Below are 25,481 nucleotides of genomic sequence, written 5' to 3' on the forward strand. Positions count from 1 at the left end.
CACCGCTTAAACCCGAAAGGAATCTTGGATATAAGAAAGAAATGCTGCAGACGGTTCCGGCTCCTGAGCTCCGACACCTGCAACCCCTCTGTCAAAAGTGAGAACATCCGCAGATCGGCATTTGCTTAAATAAAATCGGAGCTCCTCACCTATTGCATGAACTGCATCTGGATTAGCTGTTCCCACACCTACCGGCACGGGATAATTGCAGCGCATATCGCTTGCATGGATAATGCAAATTGCCCAAAGGCCCGGCTGGAAAATGATTTCGATAGATTGAGGTAACGTGTTCCCGGCGAGCGCCACGCAAGCATCGAAGGGGAAATTGCCAGAACTCTGACCGCGTTTCGTGTCATACATATTCTGAAAAGCACGACGCTGACTATCTTCTACGCGAGGCAACATCACTACGCCCGATTTGCCGCCACAAAAGCGGCTTCGAATGTTATCAACCATGTCGTAAAGTGACGGCGCGGCCCGCCACGCCGTAAAGTCAGGCGGAGACCAAAAAATCGGCGGATGTTCTTCCGGAATCTGTGCGGATGGAATCTGCTCTATAAGCGACTGAATTGCGCTCCTTGCGCACATTGCGGAAGAACGAGATACTAGGACTGCAGGCTGTATTTCTTCAGGGATCATGATCCCGCCTTGACCTATAGTTGTAATCCACTGCGAGGGATACGAACCAAGGTTCTCAAGCTGCGTCGCCAAGAATCCCTTATCCCAGACCTCGCACCAATCTGCAGCCAGTTCTTGATCATTTGGCAAACTAAATGACTGCAATCCATTTCGCACGGCATTCTGAAGGTCTTCCTTCCTGCCCTTACTCACTCCGGCGCCGACGTCTTGGAAATCCGGATAGTAAGCTCGGCCCCCAGCAGCAGCCACAATGGGGATGGAGATTGTGCTATCCGAGGCCCCAGGCTAACAGCGTTTAGAACCATCGCTAATTGCTTGCGCCGGTCGCTGTCCTGCTTAGCCAACCCGTCGCGCCACATTGGAAATTGATCCACAAACGCGTCTTTCGCGCTATTCTCGGATTGAGATGCACGTTCTTTATTTAGGATTTCTATTTCTGGAAGCCACGGAAATACGCGGCTGCGCGCAGCATTGGTGAAAGCACAAAGTTCAAAGGTGACCGTAGCAGTCTCTCTGACCGTTTTTAGCTGAGGATCTTCTTCATCGATAATCTTCCTTCCAAAGTCAGTGATCTCGATCTTCCCCCTGGGGTAGCTGCCGCCAGCTCAGAATCAATGAGCTCCATAACGAGAGAATCCGTTTCCGAGGGGGAAAACCCAAGAAAGTCCCCAATTTCACTTGGTTTGGCCAAGTCTAGGACATCCAAGAGCTTCAGGGCATACTCAAGAGCCAGCGAAACCCTGTCTGGTTCACGAAGAGCGATATCTAATCGGAACGCCCGCGCAGGTAGCCGGAAAGAAACTTCCCCTACTATGTCGATGTCGTTTGGCTCAATCTTCATGACACACTCTCATCATAGGCTGCCTATTCCGCCGCGAGTGATGTATTAGGCAGCCCATGTACGCGACCATCCATTTCTATTAAGCGAAACGTATCACTTAGCTTCGACTTTCCGGACCTGAACATATCCGAAGATCCGAAAATAACCAACCTCTCCATAGCTCTACTCAGCGCCACATTGATACGATTCTCGTTGTCAACGAACCCGCTTTGACCGAATTCATTGCTCCTAACCAATGATAGCAAAATAATCCTGTTCTCCTTTCCTTGATAACTATCAACAGTTCCGATTTTAACTCGTCTCATTAGCCTTTCAGAGATACCCGAAGATGCTATTCTATTTGCAAGCAGATCTCGTTGAGCTCCGTACATGCAAATGACCCCGACCAGCGGTTCTTCTTCGCGAAGTGTGCGAACTACCTCATCCAAAAAAACGGAATCCCTCGAGAGCTCCTCAAGGCACTGCACTATGGCATCGGCTTCACTTTCGTTTGTATAGCTTGTTCCTTTCCGCATCTCACGAGCTGATGCTCCGCCAACATCGACCCAGGTAACTTCCTCGTCAAAGGGCCATTTCAAGGACCGATATATCTCAGGAGGAGCTGATCTACCTGTTTCGAGCCCAACATCTGAGTAAAAAATCTTAGAAACCAAATCTCCGATCTTTGGAGCCATGCGGTATTGCGTTTTTAGGGACCGAGCCACTTTACGGCCATATTCAGATCGAAACGCCCGAGCGAAGTCGCTTTCCAAAATGAAGTTTTCGTCAATTTGAATGGTTCTCGACACGTGATCCAAGACTTCCCGCGGAATTTGTGGCAATAGTTGCTTCTGGTCTCCAACGAGAAGCACCCGATGAGCTGATTGCATGGCAACCATCAATTCGCCAGCTGTCGCTCGAGCCGCCTCGTCAATAACTACTAAATCGAATCTTCGACCCTTTATATTTAGCTTGCCATCGCCGAGACCGACGCACGTTCCGCAAACGAGCGCTCTTGACCCAACAAAGAATTGTTCGAGATTTCGTCGATTATTAGTAAGCGCATTCCCCCAATCGTCGGCCAAAGCCGCCGCCCGCAGCAACCGATGTGTTGCATCTCTGTCCCGAACATCAAACTGCTGCATGAGGTGCGACAGACCTGCTTTCTGAACGGATGCCGCGGTCATGTTAAACAGATCGTCACCCAACTCAACGCTGTGAACTTCACACTGCCTAAACAAAGCTTTTTGCAATTGGTCTCTTCTTCTTTGCACAGCATCCCGGTCATCACCGTCCAAATCTCCAAGTGCCATGCTTTCGAGCGCCTTGGCAGTCCTAATGGGCCCGTCATACAACGCAATTAAGTTCTCGGAAAATGCCTGCTTCATACCGAGTCGCCTCGCGACACCTAAGAGGCGGCCAACTCTTTCGGCTGAGAACTCACTGAGCATTCGATGCTGAATAATCTCGACATGTGATCGGCGCAAACCATCAGAGACTTTTGACGGATCATTCGCGACCCTAAGGACCTCTATACCGTCTTGCTCGTTCGAAGCGATTGAAAGAATTTTTTCAGCAGCGCCATTTACTGCCTCGTGGCTTTGTGATGCGAAGGTGCGGTCATCCTGATCTTGAGCGGGATTGAAACGCTTTGGCAGATGGCGTCTTACGACGATCAGGTCAGACGGCGCAATTCCAAGGTCACTTTGCCGACAATCTTGGCGGTCAACGGCATTCGACGATCACGTCGTGCAAAGATGGAACGCTCCGGGTGCGGAAGGTATGACGGCCGCCATGCGGTTGGGTGCCTGGTATCGCGGTCTTCTTAGGCAGAAAGGCGCGTTGGCTGAAGCACTTCTGTCCCGGTGCCTCATCGTTGTCAGCACAGTGTGCGGTGACGCATACAAGACCAATCGTCATAAAGATGGCTCTACTTGGGTGAGCGCGGCTCAGGCTGGAGATATTCTGGGCATTCGGAGCGAGAGGGTTGTCGAGGCAGTTCGAGACGGAGCGATGATTGGGGCGCAGGGAAGGTCAGGCACCGGTCACCTCCATACGATTGTCAGAATGCAAGATATTGAAGAGGTCCACGAGCTACGAGCACGATCCGGGACCAAGGAAAAGGTCCGCAGCATCCTCGGTGTTTCGCGAAAACAATTCCAGCTTATGGAGGAGGCGAGGTTCTTCGGTGCCGGGTGCAGGATGTCGGCTCACCCTTGCGTCGATGGCGATTACGACCTCGAGAACATCTGTGCTGCGGTAGATGAAATCCGGCAGGTGGCCCATGGCGAAAGTGCCGGAGCAGATGGTTTGGTGGCCTTTCGCAAGGTCAATCTGCGAAGGACGACTGATCGGACCGGGATTCTGAAGATCTACCGTCTCATAGCCGACCAGAAACTTCGAGCGGTGACGTTCCCTGAGGGTGACGGCCTCGGCGACGCGCTCTTCGACGCGGCAGAGATCGACCGCGTTCTTCAAGATCATGGCGGCGCACGGTTATGGACCGCTGGAGACGTTGCCGAGTTCTCGGGATGGAAGCCCGAATGTGTTACCGGATGGTGCGAGAAGGGCTTGCTTCAGGCGACCAGAGGAAAGCGAGGTTCTTTCAACGTCTGGCAGATCACTCAGGAAGGCCTCTCCCGGTTCCGCCGTGAATTCCAGGTGGTCTCGGACCTTGCGAAGGAAGGCAAGACTACCTCACGAAAGCTGCTCGCATCACTCGCAGATCGCGGGATCTCCTCTGTCGGGTCGCAGCCGGTAGGGACATCATCCCGTGGGCATCTGATCCGAACCGGTGACATTACCCGGATGATTGCGTTTCCGACAACCTGATCGATCCAGTCGCGCACTATCTGAAAGCCGCCAGGGGATGCCTTGGCGGCTCTCGGCGTTTCGGAGCGCTGGACTGCTGTCCGGATTTTGCGTATCCTAATACAGGATGATCGCCGACACGAAGCGGCATGCAGGACGCGCAATATTGTAGGCAAATCGCGCAAGACTATGGGCGAACAGTGCGCAAACTATTGGGCCAGCGCTGGCGATTTTCTCCAATGATTAAATGCAGAGCGCGCACGTCAACGCGGTATCCTACAGCCAGTCTCGGCAGCATGCTTTGCATGCGCCTGCCGGGCAATGGTCGAAACGTTCTTCAAAACCATCAAAGCCGAGCTGATCTGGCCAAGATTTTTTCCTGCACTGCAGCAAACGCGAAAGGCCTGACAAAAAAGGCGCTTGCGCCGTATTTACGGGCTGACTTCTTGCGCTCGCAACACGGTGTTTTTCAATGGAAGCTGTTCCTTGTGCGTATTCGCAGCGTCAGAAATGCCGCGTGAGTGAGAGTTTGGTGCCGATGTGCAGCGGAAGGAACGACCATTCATGCTGGCCGCAGCAAGGATCAGCTTTTGAGTTTACAGATCGCGGACTTGACAGGCCTTCGCTGCAACTGCGCCAATATCCGGTTCGGCGAACCGTTCAACGAACGGCGTTTCTCGACGCTGCCGGGTACGCAACGATTGAGGGATCAACCGGCCCGTCGTGCGGCTTCGGGATCGGATGAGCCGCCTTGGGGAACCAACGAGCGCACCAGATCGGTCATCTCCAGTATTCCAACCTGTTTGCCGTCCTTCATCACACGGTAACGGTTGGTCGTATCGCCGCCCGACCTTTCGATTAACGATTCCAGGTTATCATCGTGATCGACTTCGCCGCTGATTTCGCCCATCTCTTCGGTCGTTTTGCGCATGACCGAACGCACACGCAAAACGCGGGCGCGGTTGATGTCGCTGACAAAGTCTTCGATGTAGGGGTCGCACGGGTTCAAAAGGATATGTTGCGGTTCCCCCTGCTGGACGATGAACCCGTCTTTGAGGATCACCAGATGGTCGGCCAGCTTTAGGGATTCATCCAGATCGTGGGTGATGAACACCACGGTTTTTTGCAACTCGGCCTGCAATTCGATCAGCAGGTTTTGCATGTCGGTGCGGATCAGCGGGTCAAGTGCCGAGAACGCCTCGTCCATCAGCATGATGTCGGAATTACTGGTCAATGCGCGGGCGATGCCCACACGCTGTTGCATCCCGCCCGAAAGCTGATGGGGATACTGTTCGCCTTGTCCCTCAAGCCCGACACGGGCCAGCCATTTGCGCGCTTCGTCTTCGTATTTCTTCTTGCTTTTGCCTTCGATTGAAGGGGCAAGGCCCGTGTTTTCCAGAACTGTGCGATGCGGAAACAGTGCGAATTTCTGGAACACCATCGACATCCGGTGTTGCCGCAGGTCGCGCAACTGCTTGTCGCTGTAGGAAAGAATGTCGTCGCCGTCCACCAGCACTTCGCCGGCGGTCGGGTCGATCAGACGATTCAGGTGCCGGATCAGGGTCGATTTCCCCGACCCCGACAACCCCATGATGACTGTTGTCTTGCCCGCAGGCATATCGACATTGATGTCGTTCAGGCCCAGAACGTGGTTATGTTCCGCCAGCAAGTCGGTCTTGCCCATCCCGTTCTTCACATGCTCAAGCGCCATCTCCGGGTCATTTCCGAAGATTTTGTAAAGGTTCCGGATTTTGATTTTGATATCGTCTGACATGTCCGTTCCCTTATTTCGGCTGGCTGGAATTGATGCGGGCAAGTGCTGCTTTGGTCACCCGGTCAAGGATGATTGCAAGCAGAACAATTCCCAGACCCGAAAGCAGGCCGACGCCCAGTTCCAGACTGCGGATACCGCGCAGGACAAGCACGCCAAGGCCCGGTGCGGATACCAGCGATGCGATGACAACCATCGCAAGGCTCATCATGATGGTCTGGTTGACCCCGGCCATGATATTGGGCAAGGCCAGCGGAATTTGGACCCCGAACAGTTTTTGACGGCTGGTCATCCCAAAGGCGTCCGCGGCCTCGATTACGTCCTGGTCAACAAGGCGAATACCAAGGTCGGTCAGGCGCACCACGGGCACGATGGCGTAAAGAATGATCGCGATGCCGTATAGCTTTGGTTCCGTCACCGAAAACAGGAAAATCAGCGGGATCAAATAGACAAAGGGTGGTAGGGTTTGCAGCATGTCGAGGATCGGGATCATGATCCGTTGCGTGCGGTCACTTCGCGACATTGCAATGCCTATCGGCACCCCCAACAGCACGCAAATGAAGGCACAGACGAAAATGATCGCCAGCGTCTGCATGGTGTAGTCATAGTAGTCGACGAATGCGAGAAATCCAAAACACAGCGCGACAAGCCCGACCAGTTTCCGCGACCGGCCAACCGCATAGGTGATCAGCATCAGCAGCGGGATCATGATCCACCACGGCACAGCCTGCATCACCCACAGCATTTCGTTCAGCGCCCAGCTAAGCGGTTGGGTCAATGGATCGACAACCACCTTTAGACTGTCCTTGATGTTCAGGAACCCGCTTTCCAGACCTGTGGTCAGGTCGCGCGATTGCGGAATCGCGTCGCAGGCGTCATGCAGATTGTCGAGCGACGGGAATGGCGTGTCCCATGCCGAAACCTCGACCGCGTCGCCAGTGGTTTTGCCGAGCAAGTCAGCCATCGACATCGGGCCGCTGCTGCCATTCTCGCCACCGTCACCGCCATCGCACCAGTCCCGCAGGCCCAGCTTGTCGAATATGAAATCGTAAGTTGCCATCCGTCCCTCGTCCGGGGGCATTTCGCGGCCCCTCATGGTTCAGTTATCCAGCATTTGGAATGCAACGAGCCGGCGCGTTATGTACCGGATCGTCGTAATTTGTGATCGTGCCCTACTCGGCCAGAAGCTTGGACAGGCGCTGACGGGCATCATCGTTCAGCCAGTCAGCCCACTCGTCCTTGTTGTTCTGTAGGAAATACACGGCCGCCTCTTCGGTCGACGCGTTGTTTTCGCCCTGCCAAGCCAGAAGCGCGCTCATCTCATCGGTCGAAAAGCTGATGTTGGAGATCAGTTTGGCCACTTCGGGTTCACGTTCGGTAAAGCTGGTCGTGGCGACCGTATAGACAAGGCTGGGCGGATAGGCTGTTTTCTGAGGATTGCCGAAATCCGGGTCAAGATTGCTTTCGTGAAGCTCGGCGTTGGCCTCACCGATATCGACCATCGTCATGTCGAAACGGCCCATGATTGCCGTTGGCTCCCAGTAGTAACCGAACCACGGCTCTTTGGCCTCATAGGCGGCGGCGAGCGATGCAGCGAGAGTCTGGCCGGAACCGTGGTCGAAAATCTCGATCCCCGCGTCCTCGACGCCATAGGCCCGCGCGATGTTGTGGTTGATGATATTGCACACCCAGCCGCCATCGGGGCAGTTGTTGAAACGGTTGCCGACCAGTTCGGGGTTATCCAAGATCCCTTGAATCGTTTTCAACTCGGGATGTTCGTCGGCCAGATATGTCGGAATCCACCATGCCTCGATGCCGCCGGGGTCCAGAACCTGTGCCATGTCTTCGATCACGCCTTCGGCCTTCAGCTTATCATAAGCCTCTCCAGCCGAGTTTACCCAAAGTTCGGTGACGATGTCGGGTTCTTCGTTTTCCGCCAGCGAGGTCAGCGCCGGGATGGTATCCGAGGGCACACGGGTCACGGTACAGCCGTAGCCCTGCTCCATCAGAAAGGTCGAAATTTCGGTGGTGATGATCGCCGAGGCGAATGTCATCTCGGTGATCGAAACCTCGCCGCAATCGGCAAGCGCGGCGGCGGGAAAGGCGGCGCTGATAAGGGACGCAATAACAGTCTTTTTCATGTTAGGTCTCTTTTTCTTGCTTTTTGTCATAAGAATTGGGCGGGACCACAATGGTCCCGCCCGATTTCGGATCACTTCAACAGTGCCGAAAGCTTCTCACGCGCGTCGTCATTGATCCACTCTTTCCAGATGTCGGCGTTATTGCTCAGGAAGTAGACGGCCGCCTCTTCACTGCTGGCGTTGTTCTCGTCCATCCATGCCAGAAGGCCGCTCATCTGGTCGGTCTTGAACTGGACGTTGGACATCATCTCGGAAATCTCGGGGTGAGAGGCCTGAAAGTCCTTGGTCACAACGGTCAGGATCGGAGCGGTCGCAAATTCGGTCACGGCAGCATCCGGGGAATCCGCGTTCGCATTGGCTTTCTGAGCCGCCTCGTTCTCTTCACCCAAGCTGACCTTGGTCATGTCGAACTTGCCCAGCGGCGTGGTTGGGCCCCAGTAGTAACCGAACCACGGCTTTTCGCTTTGAACTGCCGCTGCCATCGACGTGGCCAGCGTTTCGCCCGATCCGTGGTTGAACACCTCGATGCCCGAACCTTCCAGATCCATCGCGCGGATCAGGTTGTCGTTGACGATCCGGCAGCCCCAGCCATCAGGACAGTTGTTGAACATGCCGCCGACCAAATCTGGGTTCGCCATGACACCTTCGATGGTTTTCAGTTCGGGGTGCGCCTCGGCCAGATATGTCGGAATCCACCAGCCTTCGACACCGCCGGGCTCAAGAACAGACGTCAATTCGACGATCTTGCCGTCGGCCTTGATCTTCTTATAGGCGTCACCGGCCGAGTTCGGCCAAAGTTCCGGCACGATATCGGGTTCGTTGTTTTCCGACAGCGACGTGACGGCGGGCGTGGTGTCGGACGGTACGACGGTGACATCGCAGCCATAGCCTTGCTCCAGCAGGAAATTGGACACCGCAACCACGACACCGGCCGAGGCCCAGTTCATCTCGGCGATGGTGATTTCACCGCAATCCTCTTGTGCCATGGCCGCTCCGGGGGCGATGACGGCTGCAAGGGCAGCGCTAAGAATATAGCGTTTCATATTGGACACTCCTGTTTGTTAATTCAGTTTGGCGACCGCAAGGACGTCGCAGTTTGCCAGCAAAGCATCGTTATGGGTGCCATCATCAGGTCTCCCTCTGCATGACGCAGGGGCCCCAACTCTTGTTGTTTGCCTGATAAGAAGATGGTCTGGTCCAACGCTTTTTGCTTCTACCAGAACCTACTACAGCAGCGTAAATTTGCAACCCGACTGCCAATCCGCGCCAGTCGGGATGCCATCCGATGCTAGAACACATGCCCGTCCATGAAGCGGATTGAACACCAGATTCACCAATGGCTTCATCCAAGGCGTCACTAAAATTTGCAGTTATGAGCCGTGCATGTATTCCCATCAACGCCACGGAAAGAGGTGATTCCGGAAATCTGAACAGCCAAGATTAGAGGATTTTCCGCGCAACAGTGGTCCGCGCAACAGTGACATGATGCTGCGAGCGAGGAGAAGACCCTGATCGCGCTGGCACGGGTTTTGAAGTCCACCCGAACCAGATCAAACGGTGAAGCGACCAGTTTCTTGAGCGCGCGCGGGGTGTTTGATGATGGCCTGAAAGCCAGGCCGGAACCGGAGTTCGACGCTACGCCAGCAATCGCTACAGCGTTCCATCCCGTTTCGCCGGAAAGATGTGTCGCAGCGCGCCTATGCGGGCCGGATCGTGCTGGTGTCAGGCCCGCATGTCGCGACACCTGCGCCTTCAAGCACGGGCCGCAGCCGCCATACATCGCCCTGTCAGCGACCTTGGCGAGGTTGCTACGGGTGCAGACTTGCAACGCCGAGATACAGAAGGGTCAGCACGCAGGGCGTTCTCAGCCGATGATAAGCTGCGGAAAGGCGGCGATCAGTACCAGCACTGTCAACATCACCGCGACATAAGGCAGGGCACCTGCGAAAATCGACTCTAGGCGCACGTTGCTGTCACCGAGTGTTGAATGCACTGTAAAGATCGATATCCCGAATGGCGGCGTAAGCAGACCGACCTCGACGGCGATAACAGTGATGATGCCGAACTGGATCAGATCGTAGCCGAGGCTCTGCGCAATTGGGGCCGCGATGGGCACCACGATCAAGAGGATCGAGCTGCTGTCGAGGATCATGCCCAAGAGCAGCACCAACACTACATAGACTACGAGGAAACCCACCGGGCCAAAGCCGCTGTCGGTGACAAAGGTTCCGATGGCCGACGGAATTCCAGCCACGGCCAGCATCTGGCTGTAGAATCCCGCAGCAACCAGCAGCGCCAGGATGCCTACTGAGATCGTGCCGGTCTCGCTCAAAACGGCCCAGCAGCGCCGCAGGTCGAGGCTGCGGCGCAACACCGCAATCACAAGTGCGGCAAAGGCGCCGACGCCGCCGGCCTCGGTGGGGGTGAAAAAGCCGCTGTAGAGCCCGCCCAGCACGAAGGTGACCAGCACGATGATGGGGGTGATCTTGCGCAGGATCTCAGGCAGCGTCATCTGCGGATAGCTCTCTCGGTCCTGCCGGCCCGGGGCGTCCTGCTTGGCAAAGACCAGCCCCGGCGTGAATTTCGCCGCGAACAGGATCCACAGAACGAAGCCGCCAGCCAGCAGTGCGCCTGGCACGAGGCCGGCAATGAACATCCGCCCGATGGATTGCTCGGCCAGTACGCCATAGATGATCAGCAGCAGGCTCGGCGGGATCAACATGCCCAGCACCGAACTGCCGGCAACCGTCCCGGCGGAAAAGGATGGGGCATAGCCGTGGCGGGTCATCTCCGGCACCGCGACCTTGGTAAACACCGCTGCCGAGGCGATCGATACACCGGTGACGGCGGCAAAGACGGTATTTGCCGCCACCGTGGCGATGCCCAGCCCGCCCAGCAGACGCCGCAGCCCGGCTTCGGCCACATCGAAGGTGTCCTTGCCGACATTCGAGATGCTGACCAGATGGCCCATCAGCACGAACAGGGGAATGGTGGCAAAGAGATAGCTGGCCACGCCATTATAGGTGGCGATCGACATCAGCCGCATCGACAGGTCGAAGTTGTCGCGCATGATCCAGACGCCGGCGAAGGCCACGACCATCAGCGCGATGGCGATCCTCATCCCGAGCAGGACCAAGGCAAAGAGCACGCCTATGAGGATCAATCCGATAGTGATATTGCTCATGGCAGCGGCCTCCGGGGCATACGGATTTTCGCGGCGCAGTCCGCGGCAACGACGATGAAGGCAAGGCTCGTGGCGGCCCCGCCGATCACCACCAGCAGGTGAAAGGGCACGGTCGGCAGCGTCCAGACCCCGCGCACTCCGAAGAAGTCCGAACTGACCCAGGCGTCATGGGTGTCGGGCAAGGCGGCGATTGCCACCAGCGCGAAAATCCCCGCCCCGGCCAGCGCGAACAGGGTGTCCAGCAGATGAAGGGCGCGCGGCGACAGCCGCTCGATCCCGCGCAATAGGAAATCCGACCGGATCAGCGTGCCGTTCAGCGCCGCTGGGGGCAGCAGCAGAAAGACAATGGCTCCGACCGAGCGGGCCGAAATTTCGGCCACGCCGATGATCGGCGCGGCCAAGAGGTTGCGGCTGATCACGTCGGCGACGATCAGCATCATGATCCCGAAGATCCACAGGGTGCCGACCGCCGCCATGGCGTTCAGGGTCAAGGCCAGCCCGCGCCGCAGCGCAGGCAGGCCGGGAACGGATGATGTGGCGCGTTGCATGCGGTCTCCCTCGTGACGCTCGTTCGGTTGTGGCGGCGGGCTCAGAGCCCGGCGGACCAATCCCGCGCCGGGGTGATGCCGCGGGTCTCGAGTTCGGCAAAATAGGCCTCGAGCACCGTGGCCGCCGGAGCGCCATTGGCATCCAGCCAAGGTTTGGTGACATTCGGCAGCGCGGCTGCCCAGCGTGCGCGCTCGGCGCTGGCCATCTCGGTCACCTGTAGTCCGGCGGCTTTCATCTCGGTCATCGCTTCGGTCGCCCGCTTGGTGATATACTCCCCATGGGCGCGCGAGGTGATCCGCCCGGCCTCTTTCAGGGCCGCCTGTACAGGCGCGGGCGCACGGTCGAAAAAGCGTTTGTTCACGGCGATGCCGCCGAAATACATCGACCCGAAGCCCACCCGCGACAGATGTGGCGCCACCTCGTAGACCCGGGTCGGCTGGATGCCGGTGGCAAACGACAGCGTTCCCTCGGACACACCGGTCTGAATATCGGTGTAATAGGTGGTCAGCGCGCCATCGACCGGCGAACAGCCGGTGCCCGCCAGCCAGTTGGCCGAGGTGCCCGGCGCATTCAGGCGGCGGTTGGCGATGTCATCAACCGAGGTGATCGGGAAGGTTGCATAAACATCGTAGCTGTCGGTCACCAGCGAGGACAGGTGCACCATGTTCTGATCGGTCCAGCCGGCGCGCAGCTCGGGCAGCTCTTCGGTCAGCTTGTCGAAAATGTCGATGGTGACATTGTGGTCGGCATTGGCGAAGGGCGTAAAATAGGTCACGTTCTGGAGCGGCATGGCCGAGCCTTCCCAGACCGTGCCCACCATGCCGACATCGACAATGCCGTCACGCACCGCCGCGCGCGTGTCCTTGAACTTGTAGAGCGTGCCGCCGTAATTCTCGTTCCAGCTCACAGTATAGTCGCCACCGGCATCCGCCAGCAGCTTGTCCAGCGCCGGTTGCAGGGCGTTCTGCATGGCGTAGACCCAGATATTGTTGGTCGGGTGGCTCGATCCGATCTGGATCGAGATATTTTCAGCCGCGATGCTGCGCGTGTTCAGGAACGGCATGGCAAGCGCCGCCGATGTGGTGGCCAGAAAGGCTCTGCGTGTTGTGGTCATTGGTGTCCTCCTCCCAAGGATGTGTCTTGTTCTGCGCAGTGTCCCGCAGCGCATGCTGCTACCGCCCTGCGCGCGCGGTTCATACCGGTCCGGCGGTTTCCGGTACCGCCAGAATCTCGGACAGGTTGGTGAAAAAGGCGTCGGTCAGCTTCTGCGCCGTGGATTTGATAAGCCGACTGCCGAGCGCGGCCAGCTTGCCGCCCACCGCGACATCCGCGTCATACCGCAGGCGCACGCCCGCGCCTTCGGGTGTCAGCGTGACCTGTGCCGCCCCCTTGGCAAATCCGGCAATCCCGCCCGAGCCCTTGCCGGACAGCGTACAGGAGTGCCCCGGCACGATGTCGCTGAGCACCACGTCGCCCTTGAATCGGGCCGAGACGGGGCCGACCTTCAGCTTCACCACAGCGGCGAATTCGGTATCACTGGTCTGATCGAGGCTTTCACAGCCCGGAATGGCCGCGGCCAGCACCTCCCGGTCGAAGAGCGCGGCCCAGACGGTCATCGGGTCGGCGTCGAGAAACTGCTCTCCTTCGAGCTTCATGGGGCGGTCCTTTCCTTTAGAGCTGCATCAAGCGCATCAAGTATGCGCAGCGGGGTCATCGGGGTCTGGGTGAGACAAGCACCGAAGGGGCGCAGGGCGTCGTTCACCGCGTTCATCGCGGCGGCCCCGGCGGCGGCAGTGCCGGCTTCTCCGACGCCCTTGGCACCCAGGATGGTGTCCTGCGTCGGCGTCTCTATATGGGCGATCTCGATATCCGGCATCTCCACCGCCATCGGGACGAGGTAATCGGCCAGCGAGCCATTGGTCAGCTGCCCGTCCACGTCATACTGGCATTCCTCGAAGAAGGCAGGGCCGAGCCCCTGCACCACGCCACCGCGGATCTGTTCGTCGACCAGCAGCGGGTTGATGATGCGGCCGCAGTCCTCGACCACCCAGTGCTTCAACAGCTTCACGAGCCCGGTTTCCGTATCCACCTCGACGAGGCTTCCCTGAATGCCGTTGGTGAAATCGAACGGATACCCCACGGGCGCGAAGTGGTGCGCCACGGTCAGGGAATGGTCGACCCCGTGGGGCAGCGTGTCGGGACGGTAGGTGGCGATCCGGCCGATTTCCTCCAGCGCGATGCGCGGTGCGCCGCTGGCGGCATCGACCACGGCACCCCCGGCCAACCGCAAGGTTGCCGGGTCGGCCTGCACCAGAGCACCGGCCAGCGTCAGGATGCGGTCACGCAGTTGCCGTCCCGCACGCAGCGCGGTTTCGCCGCCGATACCGGCACCGCGGCAGGCCCAGTTGGCACCGCCGCTTGGCGTGGTCGCGGTATCGCCGGTGGTGACACTCACCCGCTCGGGGGCAACACCAAGCTGGTCGGCCACGACCTGCGCGATGATCGTTTCAGTGCCCTGCCCCTGTTCGGTCACGGAGATCGCGCAATGGATGTCACCCGAGGGCAGCATCCGCACCACCGCCCCGTCTTGCGCCGAGATCCGCGCCCCGCCGATGCCGTAGAAGGTCGCGCCGGGGTTGGTGATCTCGACGAAAGAGGCGATGCCGAAGCCGCGATAGATGCCGCGGGTGCGCAGGGCAGCCTGTTCGACGCGCAGTGCGTCGGGGTCCATCATCTCGCGTAGGCGGGCAAGACAAGCCTGATGCGACAGCTTCTCGAACTGGTAGCCGGTTGCCGAGACATGCGGATATGCGTCGTCGGCGATGAGGTTGCGGGCGCGGATCTCGAACGGGTCGCAGCCGGTGGCCTCTGCCGCGCGCTCGACCAGCGCCTCGGTGACGGCACAGGCGATCGGATGGCCCACCGCGCGGTACTGGCTGGTCTGCACCTTGTTCTGAAAGGCGACCGAGAGCTTCCCGCGATAGTCGGGCATCCGGTAGGGCGCGCCCATCAGACGGATCACCTGATTGCCCTCGGCGGCACTGGTGCGCGGATAGGCCGAGACCGCGCCGATCCGGGTCAGGTCGTCGACCTCCATCGCAAGGATTGTGCCATCCGCCGCCACCGCCATCCGGCCGTGCACGTCATGGTCGCGCGCGTGGATGTCCGAGACAAAGCTTTCCAGCCGGTCCGCCACATAGCGCACCGGCCGCCCGAGGATCAGGCTGGCGGCGACGGCACCCATCTCTTCGTTGTAGACATGCAGCTTCATCCCGAAGGAGCCGCCCACATCCGGCGCGATGACCCGGACCTTGCCTTCCGGCAGCCCGAAATGCCGAGCGTAGACATCCTGAAACTGATAGGGGGTCTGGGTGCCGTGATGCACCGTCAGCGCCCCGCTGGCGGGATCGTAATCCGCCACCACCGCGCGCGGCTCGAGGGTCACCGCGGTATGTCGCCCGAAGGTGAACGCGGCCTCGACCACATGCGCCGCCTCTGCAAAGGCCCGGTCCACATCCGGCGTTTCGAGCAGCGTCTCGTAGCACAGGTTGCTGTCGGCGGCCTCATTGGCCCGCGGGGCACCGGGCAGCAGCACCGGGGCGCCGCCGGTCACCGGCTCCGCGTCCTCGATATCCACCAGAACCTGATCGGCGGCATCCTCGGCCTCGGCTCGGCTGTGCGCCAGGATCATCGCGACCGGGTGACCGGCCCAGAGCACCTCGTCCTCGGCGAGAATGTTCATCGGCGGGCTCTGCATTCCCGCGAAGTGATCCAATGTGCCGACCCAAGGCTGGCAGCGGGGGTTCAGATCCGCAGCGGTAAAGATCCGCAGGACGCCGGGGCAAAGCGACGCCGCCTCGGTGTCGATATCGAGGATCCGGCCCTTGGCCATGGGGCTGCGCACGAAGACCGCGTGCAGCATCCGCGGCAGCGCAAGATCACTGACAAAGCGCCCGCGCCCGGCAAGATGGCGGCGGGCGTTTTCGCGGCGCTGGGGCTGGCCGATATGCAGGGTCATTCCGCCGCCTCCGTATTTGCCGACGCGGCCTGTGCCGACTCTGTCGCCGCGGCCCGCGCTCTGCCGGTGGCGGCGATGGCATCGACAATCGCCTCGTAGCCGGTGCAGCGGCAGTAATTTCCCGAGAGCGCGTCGCGGATCTCGTCGCGCGAGGGTGCCGCGTTGCGCGCCAGCAGCGCCTGCGCGCTCATCAGCATGCCGCTGGTGCAATAGCCGCATTGCAGCGCGTTGCGGTCGTGGAAATTCTCCTGAAGGTCGGCGACCGCCCCGGTTTCGGTCAGCCCTTCGACGGTCTCGACCGTGCCGCCCTCGGCCTGTACCGCCAGCACGAGGCAGGCATGTACCGGCGCGCCGTCGAGCAGCACCAGACAGGCACCACAGGCACCCATCTCGCAGCCCAGATGGGTGCCTGTGAGGCCCAGATCATCGCGCAGGAAATCCGCAAGGCTGCTGCGCGGCGTCACTGCCTCTTGCACCGGAGTGCCGTTGACTTTGGTGTTCACGAGGACCTTCATGGCCGGGTCTCCATCTGGTTCAGAACCCGCCCCAGAAGGACGCGTGCAAGCTGCAGGCGACGGTGAGCGGGAAAGCCCGGATCATCCGGCGGATCGAGGTCTTCGGCCAGGCTGGCCTGAGCGCGTGCAACGCTCTCGCGCGACAGCGGCGCGCCGATCAGCGCCGCCTGCGCCGCCTTGGCCCGCACCGGAGTGAACCCCACCGAGAAAAACGCGATCGAGGCATCGACAATCATGCCTTTCTCCAAATCGGCCTGGGCCGCGGCACCGACCATGGCGTAATCGCCCCGGCGCCGCGCAATCTCGTCAAAGGCAAAGACACGGCTGGCGGGCGGCAGGGGGACGTGTACCGCGGTCAGGATCTCGCCAGGGGCGAGAGCGGTCTCGTAGAGATCGAGGAAGAACTCATCGGCCGGGACATGTCTGCTGCCTTCGGGGCCGATGATCTCGATCTCAGCGCGCAGGGCCAGCACCGCCGCGGGAAACTCCGACGCCGGATCGGCCAGCGCCAGATTGCCGCCGAGGGTGCCACGGTTGCGGATCGCGGGATGCGCCACATGCGGCGCGGCCAGCGCGAGTAGCGGCGCATGGCGCGCGACAAGCGGGTTGTCCATCACCTCGGCGTGGCGGGTCATTGCGCCGATGCGCAGCGCGTTGTCCTGCGCCACGACACCGTGAAGATCAGCAATCCCAGAGATGTCGATTAGCCGGGAAGGTGCCTGAAGGCGCAGCGCCATGGACGGCACCACACTGTGCCCTCCCGACAGGTAGACCGCATCACCCTCGACTTCTGAATGGAGTTGCCAAGCCTCTTCCGGGCTGCGCGCACGCAGGTATTCGAACGCTGGTAGTTTCACTTCCCCCCCCCTCTCCGGTCGAAAGCTCCCTGAACATAAATGACCGATTGGTCACTTATCTAAAGCACCGCGCTGAACGCAGGTCAAGAGAAAATGACCACTTGGTTACTTTTTTGAATTCCGCTATCATTCCATCAAAAAGGGGGCCGCAAGATGTCAGACTCAAAGTCCAATACCGGGCGTCCGCGCCGCAAAAACATGCGCGCCGCAGAGCGCGAAAAACTGATCGTTGAGGAGGCTGTCCGGTTCTTCGCGGAATCCGGCTTCGAGGGCCAGACGCGCGAGCTTGCCAAGCGGATGGGGATCTCGCACGCGGTGATCTATCGCCACTTCGACAGCAAGGATGCGCTGATCGAGCGGGTCTACGATCACGTCTATCTGAAGCGCTGGAACCCGGAATGGGAGCAACTGATTCTCGACCGTGATCGCCCGCTGCAGGAGCGGTTGACACAGTTCTACGTCGCCTATGCCGACCGGGTCTTCGATTATGACTGGGTCCGGATATTCGTGTCTTCGGGACTGAAATCCTATGGGTTAACCGAACGCTATCTCGGCATCATCCGGACAAAGATCATCGAGCCCGCAGCACTGGAGCTACGCGAATCTCGTGGCGGGCCTGAAGCCCTGCCCCCATCAGATACCCCCCCTGCGGATGAGATCGAGCTCTTCTGGGGCTTGCACGGGGCGGTATTTTACATCGCCATCCGGAAATACGTCTACAACATTCCACTCGAGATCAACGTGGAGGCGACCGTGCGGGCGACCGTGGCGAATTTCTTCGAAGGCGCGCTTCACGGCACCCGCCAGGCAAACATGCAGGCGTTCTGATTAGTGGAAACGCGCGCAGCTGACGCCCTTCGGGCACAACGGTCCGTCAATTGGAATCTTTCAAGATTTCGCAGAAGGGCAGTGTCCGTGAAACGGAGCTTGAGACCGACTGACCTTCCCCTTTCTATGGTCTGACGTGCCCCTGGATTTGTTAACGATTTGCCTCTTAGGGCCTGATCCCGTTCCATCACTTGCGCAGTATTGCCTGAGCTGAGGCACCGGACCCGTGCACATGGAACGCATTCTTCGTCAGACCGCGCCCAACGGTGACATTCTCCCGCATGACCGTCCTTCTTTGTGCATTCCTGCGGACCCACCTTGCCAGATTGATGCCGTCACATCATCAAGGCCAATTTTCCTTCGGGACGATGTAATGACAGTTCACATTGAGCTTGTGTGGCATTTACAACATCTTACGGTGATCGGGCCGCATCACTATCAAACCACGCTCAGGCCATGCAACGATGGAGCTCTGTTTATAGACCGTATCTTAGTTCCAGAATGTGGATCAAAATGTCTCCAACATTAAAGCAGCTTGAAATTCTAAAGGCGGTCGTAACCACAGGTTCGATCAGCCAGGCTGCACGCTTGGTGGGGCTTTCTCAACCGACGCTGTCACAGCAGATTGCCAAGATGGAAAAATCTCTGGACACTCAATTGTTCGTGCGCGGGCGAAGCTCGGTGTTTCATCTGACGGCCCCGGGGGAATATTGGTATCAGTTTGCCGTCGATATTCTCGAGCGACATGCTTCTGCCGAGATTTTTCATGACACGCATTTTAAACAAGACCGCATTCAACTGCGTTTCAGCTCGCCCTACGCGCTTCGTCTTTGGTTCTTTAACAAAGTGGCAGAATTGGCGGTTTCGGACCCAAAAATAGGCGGCTTGGAATTTGTCGGCAGCCGAAACTCTTCCGATGTTTTGGACATGCTTTCCATGCATCAGATCAATTGCGGTATTGTGAACGACGCCTTCTTGAAAAGTAGGAATTCCAACCTTCACGTCACGAGGGTTTTCAGCGATCGCACCGTCTGGTTGGTGCCCGAGGCAATCCCGCACGAGGTGATTCAATCCGTTATGAGTACCTGTAAAGCCCCGGAAGAGCCGAACTATGTCGCCTTGAAACGCTACGTGGACTTGGGCACATTGGCACCGTGGAGAGATCACACTCAGGGATGGTTTCGCAGCCATCTGCCGCTTGCGATGCCGTTTTTTCGTTGCCCCGAAAATGTGGGTGCTGCGCGGCTTGTTGCGGCGGGTTTGGCCACGGCCCATGTGCCTTTGTCGTTGACTATACGTCTTCCCCAAGAGTTGCGCAGCCGTGTCCGCATGTATGAAATTGACGGTGCCCGGTTCAACGTTAGCTTTGTTGCCCCCAAACATTATCAATCCATCCCAGCATTTGTCGCGTTTCAAAAACGGCTGTGCGAAGACGTAAGAAGCGAGTTTGAAGGCGAAAGGCAGCTGGCCGACCTTAAGCGTGTCTCGATGACTGGTCCTTGTGCAGCGGCTGTTGGGCCTTCCATCGTGCCCGCTGCTGAGTAAGCAGATGCAATTCCTGCTATTGTGTTTTCTTATGTAAGTTTAGGTTTCGCAGGTCTCTGAGATGTGATTGTTGATTGTGAGAGATTTTCTCAGTGGAGGGAATATCGTGGCGATACTATGCCGATAGCGGCGATTTCGGTTGAGAACCTCACGAAACAACTTGGCTCCCGAAATGTTCTCAAAGGGATCAACCTTACCATTGGGCAGGGGCAGCGCGCCGCCTTGCTGGGGCCGAACGGTGCCGGCAAGACTACTCTTGTCAATATCTTGTGCGGGCTGACATCGCCCGATTCTGGCAAAGCCATCGTGGCGGGGCATGATGTTGTGCGCCAGACTATGGTGGCACGCGCGCAAATTGGCGTAGTTTTTCAGGATAGCAGTCTGGATACTCGGCTGAGTGTGGCAGAAAATCTGGAATTTCATGGGCTTGTCTATGGAATGTCGCGCAAGGCGCGCAGGGCGCAGATCGAAGTGATGCTCAACCTTGTCGAGCTGTCAGATTGGCGCAACACGGTCGTGCGCAGTTTGTCAGGCGGAATGAAGCGGCGACTTGAGATTGCCCGCGCCCTACTGCATAGGCCGCGCATCCTTTTCTTGGATGAACCGACCACCGGGCTGGACACTCAAACACGGGATCGGATTTGGCATTATTTGGATCGACTAAGCCGCGACACAGGCCTTACGGTACTGGTCACGACCCATTACACCGAAGAGGTCGAACATTTCGATCAGGTGTCCATCATCGATCACGGTCAAATCATCGCGAACGGTGCCCCTTTTGATCTCAAGGCAAAGCATGGCACGACCCGTCTTTTGGTGAAACCGCGCAACAAAGAGGCAATGGGCAGGATCACGGGCGTCTGGCCAAAGGCACAAACCGCCGATAACACCCTGTCTATTCCCATTTCAAAGAACAGCGAGATTGATCAGTTTCTGGCAGCCTTTGGCCGCGATGTCAGCAGCTTGGAAGTCGAAAGCGCAACATTGGCCAGTGTTTTCTTGTCTTTGACGGGTCGCGAGCTGCGGGATCGTGTTGAGCGTGCAAACGAGAAAGGGCGCGCCTCGTGACTGCCTTGCTTCAAATCGAGCGCGCCGCTAGTCGGGCTTGGTCGGGCTGTCTACGGTTGAAGCCATGTATCCCGGTAAATTGTCAGGTGGTATGAAGCAGCGGTTGGCCTTGGCTGTCGAGGCACCGATCATCCGGAGGGATGAGCCTCTCATCAGCCTGGATGTACAATCGTGCGAATTGATGCAGGAAGAAATAATACGGCTCACCACAGCGCTCTGCCCAACTGTCCTGTGTGGCAAGCACAGTGTTGATGAGGGGCTGATCCTTGGGGATCGTTTGGTTCTGACGTCACCGCGCCCCGGTCGGTTTCACGAAGATGCTTTGTTGCCTTTTGCGGCTGATCAATCCATCACACAGCTTCAGGCGCACTCAGAATTTCACACATTGCGCAATCAAATATGCGGCCAGCTGCGTGAGACTGTTCTGAACGATTCCAGTTCCGACTTCTTCGGACGCAGAGAGAATGGGGTGTTACAGCATTGATTTGGCTACGCGGAATGTATGGAATCTGGTTGCGCGAAGTTGTGCGCGCGCTGCGTGACCGCGGTCAGATCATCGGGGGGGTGTCGCGCCCCTTGATTTGGTTGTTGGTGCTGGGGATCGGGTTGAACCCGTATTTTCGCGGCGAAGTCTATGGTGAAGTTCGGGTCGTTCTGCCGTATACCTATGTGCAGTTTCTGTTTCCTGCGGTGATTGTCCTCAACATTATGTACACATCGATCCTGTTCGCGGTGTCTGTCATATGGGACCGGCAATTTGGGTTTTTGCGGGAAATTCTAGTGTCGCCCCTGCCGACCCCTTTGATCCTGTTGGCCAAGATTCTGGGTGGCAGCACAATTGCCACCGTGCATGGGTCGATCGTTTTGATTCTTGCGCGATTTGCGGATATTTCGCTGATGCCGGGGCAGATTGCGTTGGCCCTGCTGGCAATGTTCTGCCTTAGTTTCACTTTGACCGCATTTGGCGTGATCCTTGCCAACCGGGTGCGTAATTTCGAGGGGTTCGGTGTGTTCTCCAACACTCTGATCCTGCCGCTGTATTTTACCTCAAGCTCTGTTTTTCCGCTTGATCCAAGTCTTAGTCGAACACAATCAATCATAGTTTATCCTGAATGGTTGGTTGCGGCGATGCGCATCAATCCGATTACTTATGCGGTGGATTTCCTGCGTGGCATATTGATCGGATTCAATCAGTTTCCTGCCCACATCGGACCAACACTTATCCTTTTGCTTGGGTTGGTCTTTTTTCAGGTGGCATTATTCGAATTTCGCCGCACCTGATGGCACCGCGTTTTCACAGCCCGTTCCGGTGGCGTCCTGTGGTGATAAACGTTGCGGTGGTGTCGCTATTGATGTTCGGGCTATCCTACGTTCCTGCGGATACATCCTTGTCAGAGATACAAAGGCGCGGCACGTTGCGCGTGTGTATTCCGCCAAGCCGTCCCCCCTTGGTCACCGGCGATCCAACATATCCCGGATTTGATGTGGCGCTGATGCTGGAGTTGAGCGAAAGCATGGGGATCACATTGAAAACGCGGGTCGTTTCGGCGATGGGGGCCGATTTCAATCCGCGCAACTGGCGGCTGAGCCGAAGTCAGTGCGATGTGATCGCAGGCGGTATCGTGGATTCAGAGGAAACCCGTGGGTTTTTGCAGACGCTTCCCACAGATGTCCAAATGGGCTGGGGCGTTATCCGGCCTAATACCCTAGTGCCAGAGCCGAGAGAGAGCGTTGCTGTTCTGCCTGCTCCAGGGTTGGATCGCTTGGCGCTAAGCCAGATTTTGCGAGCCGAAAAGGCTGATGTCGTGCTGGTCCGTGACGAGGCAGCTTTGATAGCAGCACTTACAACGGGGCGCGCGCGGATCGGATTGGCCGATAAGGGGATCGCAGATCGGTTGGCCCAAGATCGCACTGACCTGACCTCCGGGTGGTTCAAGGCTGAAGGTGTCACGCGGCAGTCCTTTGCGCTTGGGTTCTGGAAGGGCGATGTCGAGTTGCGCCGCGCCTTCGCACATGCCCTTTCCGATATGGACGAGGACGGACGACTGGACGACCTCAGATCAGAATATGGTCTGCCCGCCGCTGACTGAGTGCCGACTATCCGAAAAACCAATGTATCATATTCACATCACGGCATTGTCACCATGCGGAGCGTGATTCATGATAGGCCAACGACCTTCCGGCAACGGGAAGTCGGCATTTCCAGAACGCTCTCGTTCTGGCGTTCTTCTGTCGAGGACATTGGTTGATGATATGGAGGACCAATTGAATACAACACGATCTTGTAAGCTGGTAATCTGCGCTTTGATTGCAGCAATCGTCCCCATAGTGGCCAATGCGGCAGGCTTCACCCAGGAACAGGCGGACAGGGGCAAAGCACTCTATGGGGCGCAATGCTCTCAATGCCACGGCACTGACCTAGAAGGTAAAGAAGCCCCAGCTCTGAGCGCGGAAACCATGCAAAACTTCAGCACGGCAGGAGGGCTGTATGATATGATCTCGGTGTCAATGCCGCCCCAAGCCCCCGGAGAACTGCCCGAGGATCAATACCTCGCAATTATGGCCTATATTCTTGCCCATAACGGCGCGCAGCCGGGCGAAGATGCGTTGGTTGTGGACTATGAGGTCTTGGACTCCATCGACCTTGTCGCAGTGACATCTGTTGCGGCAACCACCAACGTTTCTGAAGCCACCAATGCGGATTCAGCCGTTTCAGTGCCGCAAGCGTACACTTGGGGAAAGCCACTGCCGGGCAGCGATATGTTCGCAGGTTCTTCGGACGGGGAGGCGACGGGGAATGGAGTGCCACAGGCGTATACCTGGGGCAATGAACTGCCAAGCGTTGAGCAGTAAGAATTTCCGACATTGCCTGACGTGATGTGAAACAAATCAAACGACTCTGGGAAGGTATTCCATGCAATTCTATCTGAAGCCGTCGATCCTTACGCTGAGCGCCGGACTGGCGTTTGCCAGCCCCGTTTTCGCGCAAGACGATGAGCGCGTTTACTCGCCCGTCACCGACGAAATGATTATGAACCCGCCAGCCGGCGATTGGCTGATGTGGCGCGGCACGATTGATAACCACGGTTACAGCAATCTGGACACGATCAACAAAGATACTGTTGCCGATCTTGAGCTTGCCTGGGCTTGGCCGATGGCCGACGTTGGTTTGCAACAGACCACCGCGCTGGAACACGATGGCATCATGTTCATCAACACCAACAATTCGATCGTTCAGGCGCTAGATGCCAAAAGCGGCGATTTGTTGTGGGAATACCGCCACGCGCTGGCCGAAGTTCCCAAAAGCTGGGGCTACCTGAATTATCAGTCACGTCGACAGAAAAACTCTATAGCGCTGTATGAAGACAAGGTTTATCTGACCACCGTAGACGCCAAGATTGTTGCGCTGGAAGCGACCACTGGCAAAACTGTTTGGGAAACCCAAGCGTTCGATAACTCCAAAGGTTACAGCTACACTGTTGGCCCGCTGGTTGTGAACGGCAAAGTAATCTCGGCGATTTCGGGTTGCTCCATTGCGGGTACGGCGGGTGGTTGTTTCATCGCTGCGCATGACGCGGAAACCGGTGAAGAACTGTGGCGTTTCAACACGCTGGACGATCCGAACAATCCCGCCCAGGGCGAAAGCTGGGGGGATGTGCCGCCAGAAAACCGCTGGGGTGGCACACCTTGGGCGGTTGGGTCCTATGATCCTGAAACGAATATGACCTTCTGGGGCGTGGGGATGCCGGCACCATATGCCGAACTGGTTCGTGGTTCGGGCGACGGTGACGTTCTTTATACCAACTCGACCTTGGCGCTGGATGCAGATTCCGGCGAATTGAAGTGGTACTTCCAGCACTTGCCACGCGACAACTGGGATCTCGACAGCCCGTTTGAGCGTGTACTGGTTGATCAGGAAGTCGACGGCAAAAAGCACAAGATGGTTGTGTCCGTTCCGGGTAAAAACGGTATCGCTTTTGCGTTGGATCGGGACACAGGAGAATACCTGTGGTCGCTTGAAACCGTTTACCAGAATGTTGTGACCAAGATTGACGACGACGGCAAAGTTCACATCAACGAAGATCTCGTGTCCTCAGCGGTCGGTGAGTCCCACTTGGCCTGCGTATCGGTTTCCGGTGGCAAGCTGTGGCAGGCAGGTGCTTACTCGCCGCGTACTGGCAGCTTTTATGTGCCTTTGACCGAAGCATGTAACACCACGACACCCATTCAGACCGAATTTACCGCTGGTAACTCCACCGGTTCATTGAAATTCGGTCCGCGAGTTCTGCCCGAAGGTATCGATCAGGCCGGTCTTGTGGATGCCATTTCGGTTAACCCAGAGCAAGGCACCCATGCCTGGCAGCACCGTCAGCGGACAATCCCAACGTCGTCAGTGATTGCGACGGCGGGCGGTCTAGTGTTCGGTGGCGACGCTGGGCGCTATATCAAAGCGTGGGATGATACCACAGGTGAGGTTCTTTGGAGCCAGCGCCTGAACGCGCCTATCGGCGGTTCGCCTTCCACATTCGAAGTGGACGGAGAACAGTATCTCGTTGTTCCAACAGGATATAGCGCAGCTGCATCAAGCGCAGCGTCGATGTTTCCAGAAGTGCCGCTACCAAGTGGTGCAGGCAACTCGATTTTCGTGTTCAAACTGCCAAAGTCGGACGGCTAAGGTATCACCTCGACACGACCTACGAGAGAGAAAGGTGCCGTTCTGGCTCCTTTCTCACGT

At 57.8% G+C, this 25,481-nt stretch carries 24 protein-coding genes; 10 read left to right on the forward strand and 14 right to left on the reverse strand.

The window, feature by feature from the left end:
• Positions 1-6: 6 nt before the first annotated feature.
• The 3 genes from B8991_RS21070 to B8991_RS09485 all read right to left on the reverse strand — a co-directional run bounded on the left by B8991_RS21070 (position 7) and on the right by B8991_RS09485 (position 3,153).
• A complete protein-coding gene (locus B8991_RS21070) occupies positions 7-831 on the reverse strand; it encodes a hypothetical protein (RefSeq protein WP_143514537.1) in 825 nt (274 codons plus the stop codon).
• 331 nt (positions 832-1,162) lie between these two features.
• Positions 1,163-1,480 carry a hypothetical protein gene (locus B8991_RS09480; RefSeq protein ID WP_084352756.1) on the reverse strand — a complete coding sequence of 106 codons (318 nt, stop codon included), beginning with the start codon at positions 1,478-1,480 and terminating at the stop codon, positions 1,163-1,165.
• 23 nt (positions 1,481-1,503) lie between these two features.
• A complete protein-coding gene (locus tag B8991_RS09485) occupies positions 1,504-3,153 on the reverse strand; it encodes a DEAD/DEAH box helicase (RefSeq protein WP_328588499.1) in 1,650 nt (549 codons plus the stop codon).
• 88 nt (positions 3,154-3,241) lie between these two features.
• On the opposite strand from B8991_RS09485, the gene B8991_RS09490 reads away from it, so the two are divergent.
• Together B8991_RS09490 and B8991_RS21075 are read left to right on the forward strand one after the other, a co-directional pair.
• Entirely contained in the window at positions 3,242-4,291 is a 1,050-nt protein-coding gene (locus B8991_RS09490; RefSeq protein ID WP_084352758.1) for a hypothetical protein, read from the forward strand.
• A 284-nt stretch (positions 4,292-4,575) separates the two neighbouring features.
• A complete protein-coding gene (locus B8991_RS21075) occupies positions 4,576-4,791 on the forward strand; it encodes a hypothetical protein (protein WP_143514539.1) in 216 nt (71 codons plus the stop codon).
• A 188-nt stretch (positions 4,792-4,979) separates the two neighbouring features.
• On the opposite strand, the gene B8991_RS09495 is transcribed toward B8991_RS21075, so the two are convergent.
• The 11 genes from B8991_RS09495 to B8991_RS09545 all read right to left on the reverse strand — a co-directional run bounded on the left by B8991_RS09495 (position 4,980) and on the right by B8991_RS09545 (position 17,305).
• A complete protein-coding gene (locus B8991_RS09495; protein WP_084352759.1) occupies positions 4,980-6,044 on the reverse strand; it encodes a quaternary amine ABC transporter ATP-binding protein in 1,065 nt (354 codons plus the stop codon).
• A 10-nt stretch (positions 6,045-6,054) separates the two neighbouring features.
• Positions 6,055-7,101 (reverse strand): ABC transporter permease, encoded by a 1,047-nt coding sequence (locus B8991_RS09500; RefSeq protein ID WP_084352760.1) that lies wholly within the window; start codon positions 7,099-7,101, stop codon positions 6,055-6,057.
• Between the two features lie 112 nt (positions 7,102-7,213).
• A complete protein-coding gene (locus B8991_RS09505) occupies positions 7,214-8,182 on the reverse strand; it encodes a glycine betaine ABC transporter substrate-binding protein (RefSeq protein WP_084352761.1) in 969 nt (322 codons plus the stop codon).
• A gap of 71 nt (positions 8,183-8,253) precedes the next feature.
• Positions 8,254-9,225 carry an ABC transporter substrate-binding protein gene (locus tag B8991_RS09510; RefSeq protein ID WP_084352762.1) on the reverse strand — a complete coding sequence of 324 codons (972 nt, stop codon included), beginning with the start codon at positions 9,223-9,225 and terminating at the stop codon, positions 8,254-8,256.
• 821 nt (positions 9,226-10,046) lie between these two features.
• Positions 10,047-11,366 (reverse strand): TRAP transporter large permease, encoded by a 1,320-nt coding sequence (locus B8991_RS09515; RefSeq protein ID WP_084352763.1) that lies wholly within the window; start codon positions 11,364-11,366, stop codon positions 10,047-10,049.
• On the reverse strand, positions 11,363-11,914 hold the full coding sequence (locus tag B8991_RS09520) for a TRAP transporter small permease (RefSeq protein ID WP_084352764.1): 552 nt from the start codon (positions 11,912-11,914) through the stop codon (positions 11,363-11,365). Before B8991_RS09520 ends, B8991_RS09515 begins: the two co-directional genes overlap by 4 nt.
• A 41-nt stretch (positions 11,915-11,955) precedes the next feature.
• Complete coding sequence (locus tag B8991_RS09525) at positions 11,956-13,029, reverse strand: C4-dicarboxylate TRAP transporter substrate-binding protein (protein ID WP_084352765.1); 1,074 nt, start codon at positions 13,027-13,029, stop codon at positions 11,956-11,958.
• Between the two features lie 79 nt (positions 13,030-13,108).
• The gene (locus B8991_RS09530; RefSeq protein ID WP_084352766.1) at positions 13,109-13,570 is read right to left on the reverse strand and encodes an SRPBCC family protein; all 462 of its coding nucleotides are present in this window, start codon (positions 13,568-13,570) and stop codon (positions 13,109-13,111) included.
• A complete protein-coding gene (locus B8991_RS09535; RefSeq protein ID WP_084352767.1) occupies positions 13,567-15,933 on the reverse strand; it encodes a xanthine dehydrogenase family protein molybdopterin-binding subunit in 2,367 nt (788 codons plus the stop codon). Before B8991_RS09535 ends, B8991_RS09530 begins: the two co-directional genes overlap by 4 nt.
• Positions 15,930-16,448 carry a (2Fe-2S)-binding protein gene (locus B8991_RS09540; RefSeq protein WP_084352768.1) on the reverse strand — a complete coding sequence of 173 codons (519 nt, stop codon included), beginning with the start codon at positions 16,446-16,448 and terminating at the stop codon, positions 15,930-15,932. The genes B8991_RS09535 and B8991_RS09540 overlap by 4 nt, the downstream gene beginning before the upstream one ends.
• The gene (locus B8991_RS09545; RefSeq protein ID WP_084352769.1) at positions 16,445-17,305 is read right to left on the reverse strand and encodes an FAD binding domain-containing protein; all 861 of its coding nucleotides are present in this window, start codon (positions 17,303-17,305) and stop codon (positions 16,445-16,447) included. The genes B8991_RS09540 and B8991_RS09545 overlap by 4 nt, the downstream gene beginning before the upstream one ends.
• 153 nt (positions 17,306-17,458) lie before the next feature.
• Here B8991_RS09545 and B8991_RS09550 point away from each other — a divergent pair, with 153 nt between their 5' ends.
• The 8 genes from B8991_RS09550 (at position 17,459) to B8991_RS09585 (ending at position 25,421) form a co-directional block, all read left to right on the forward strand.
• The gene (locus B8991_RS09550; RefSeq protein ID WP_218673203.1) at positions 17,459-18,133 is read left to right on the forward strand and encodes a TetR/AcrR family transcriptional regulator; all 675 of its coding nucleotides are present in this window, start codon (positions 17,459-17,461) and stop codon (positions 18,131-18,133) included.
• Between the two features lie 513 nt (positions 18,134-18,646).
• Entirely contained in the window at positions 18,647-19,678 is a 1,032-nt protein-coding gene (locus B8991_RS09555; RefSeq protein WP_179141454.1) for a LysR family transcriptional regulator, read from the forward strand.
• 117 nt (positions 19,679-19,795) lie between these two features.
• Positions 19,796-20,746: an ABC transporter ATP-binding protein gene (locus tag B8991_RS09560; RefSeq protein ID WP_084352771.1), complete on the forward strand. Its 951-nt coding sequence runs from the start codon at positions 19,796-19,798 to the stop codon at positions 20,744-20,746.
• A 91-nt stretch (positions 20,747-20,837) separates the two neighbouring features.
• The gene (locus B8991_RS09565; RefSeq protein ID WP_084352772.1) at positions 20,838-21,230 is read left to right on the forward strand and encodes an ATP-binding cassette domain-containing protein; all 393 of its coding nucleotides are present in this window, start codon (positions 20,838-20,840) and stop codon (positions 21,228-21,230) included.
• 14 nt (positions 21,231-21,244) lie between these two features.
• On the forward strand, positions 21,245-22,027 hold the full coding sequence (locus tag B8991_RS09570; RefSeq protein ID WP_179141455.1) for an ABC transporter permease: 783 nt from the start codon (positions 21,245-21,247) through the stop codon (positions 22,025-22,027).
• The gene (locus B8991_RS09575; RefSeq protein WP_084352774.1) at positions 22,027-22,836 is read left to right on the forward strand and encodes a substrate-binding periplasmic protein; all 810 of its coding nucleotides are present in this window, start codon (positions 22,027-22,029) and stop codon (positions 22,834-22,836) included. The genes B8991_RS09570 and B8991_RS09575 overlap by 1 nt, the downstream gene beginning before the upstream one ends.
• A 70-nt stretch (positions 22,837-22,906) precedes the next feature.
• On the forward strand, positions 22,907-23,599 hold the full coding sequence (locus tag B8991_RS09580) for a c-type cytochrome (RefSeq protein ID WP_084352775.1): 693 nt from the start codon (positions 22,907-22,909) through the stop codon (positions 23,597-23,599).
• Between the two features lie 61 nt (positions 23,600-23,660).
• Positions 23,661-25,421, forward strand: a complete 1,761-nt coding sequence (locus B8991_RS09585; RefSeq protein WP_084352776.1) for a pyrroloquinoline quinone-dependent dehydrogenase — start codon at positions 23,661-23,663, stop codon at positions 25,419-25,421.
• Positions 25,422-25,481 lie beyond the last annotated feature (60 nt).

The organism is Primorskyibacter flagellatus, assembly GCF_900176485.1.
GTDB lineage: Bacteria > Pseudomonadota > Alphaproteobacteria > Rhodobacterales > Rhodobacteraceae > Primorskyibacter > Primorskyibacter flagellatus.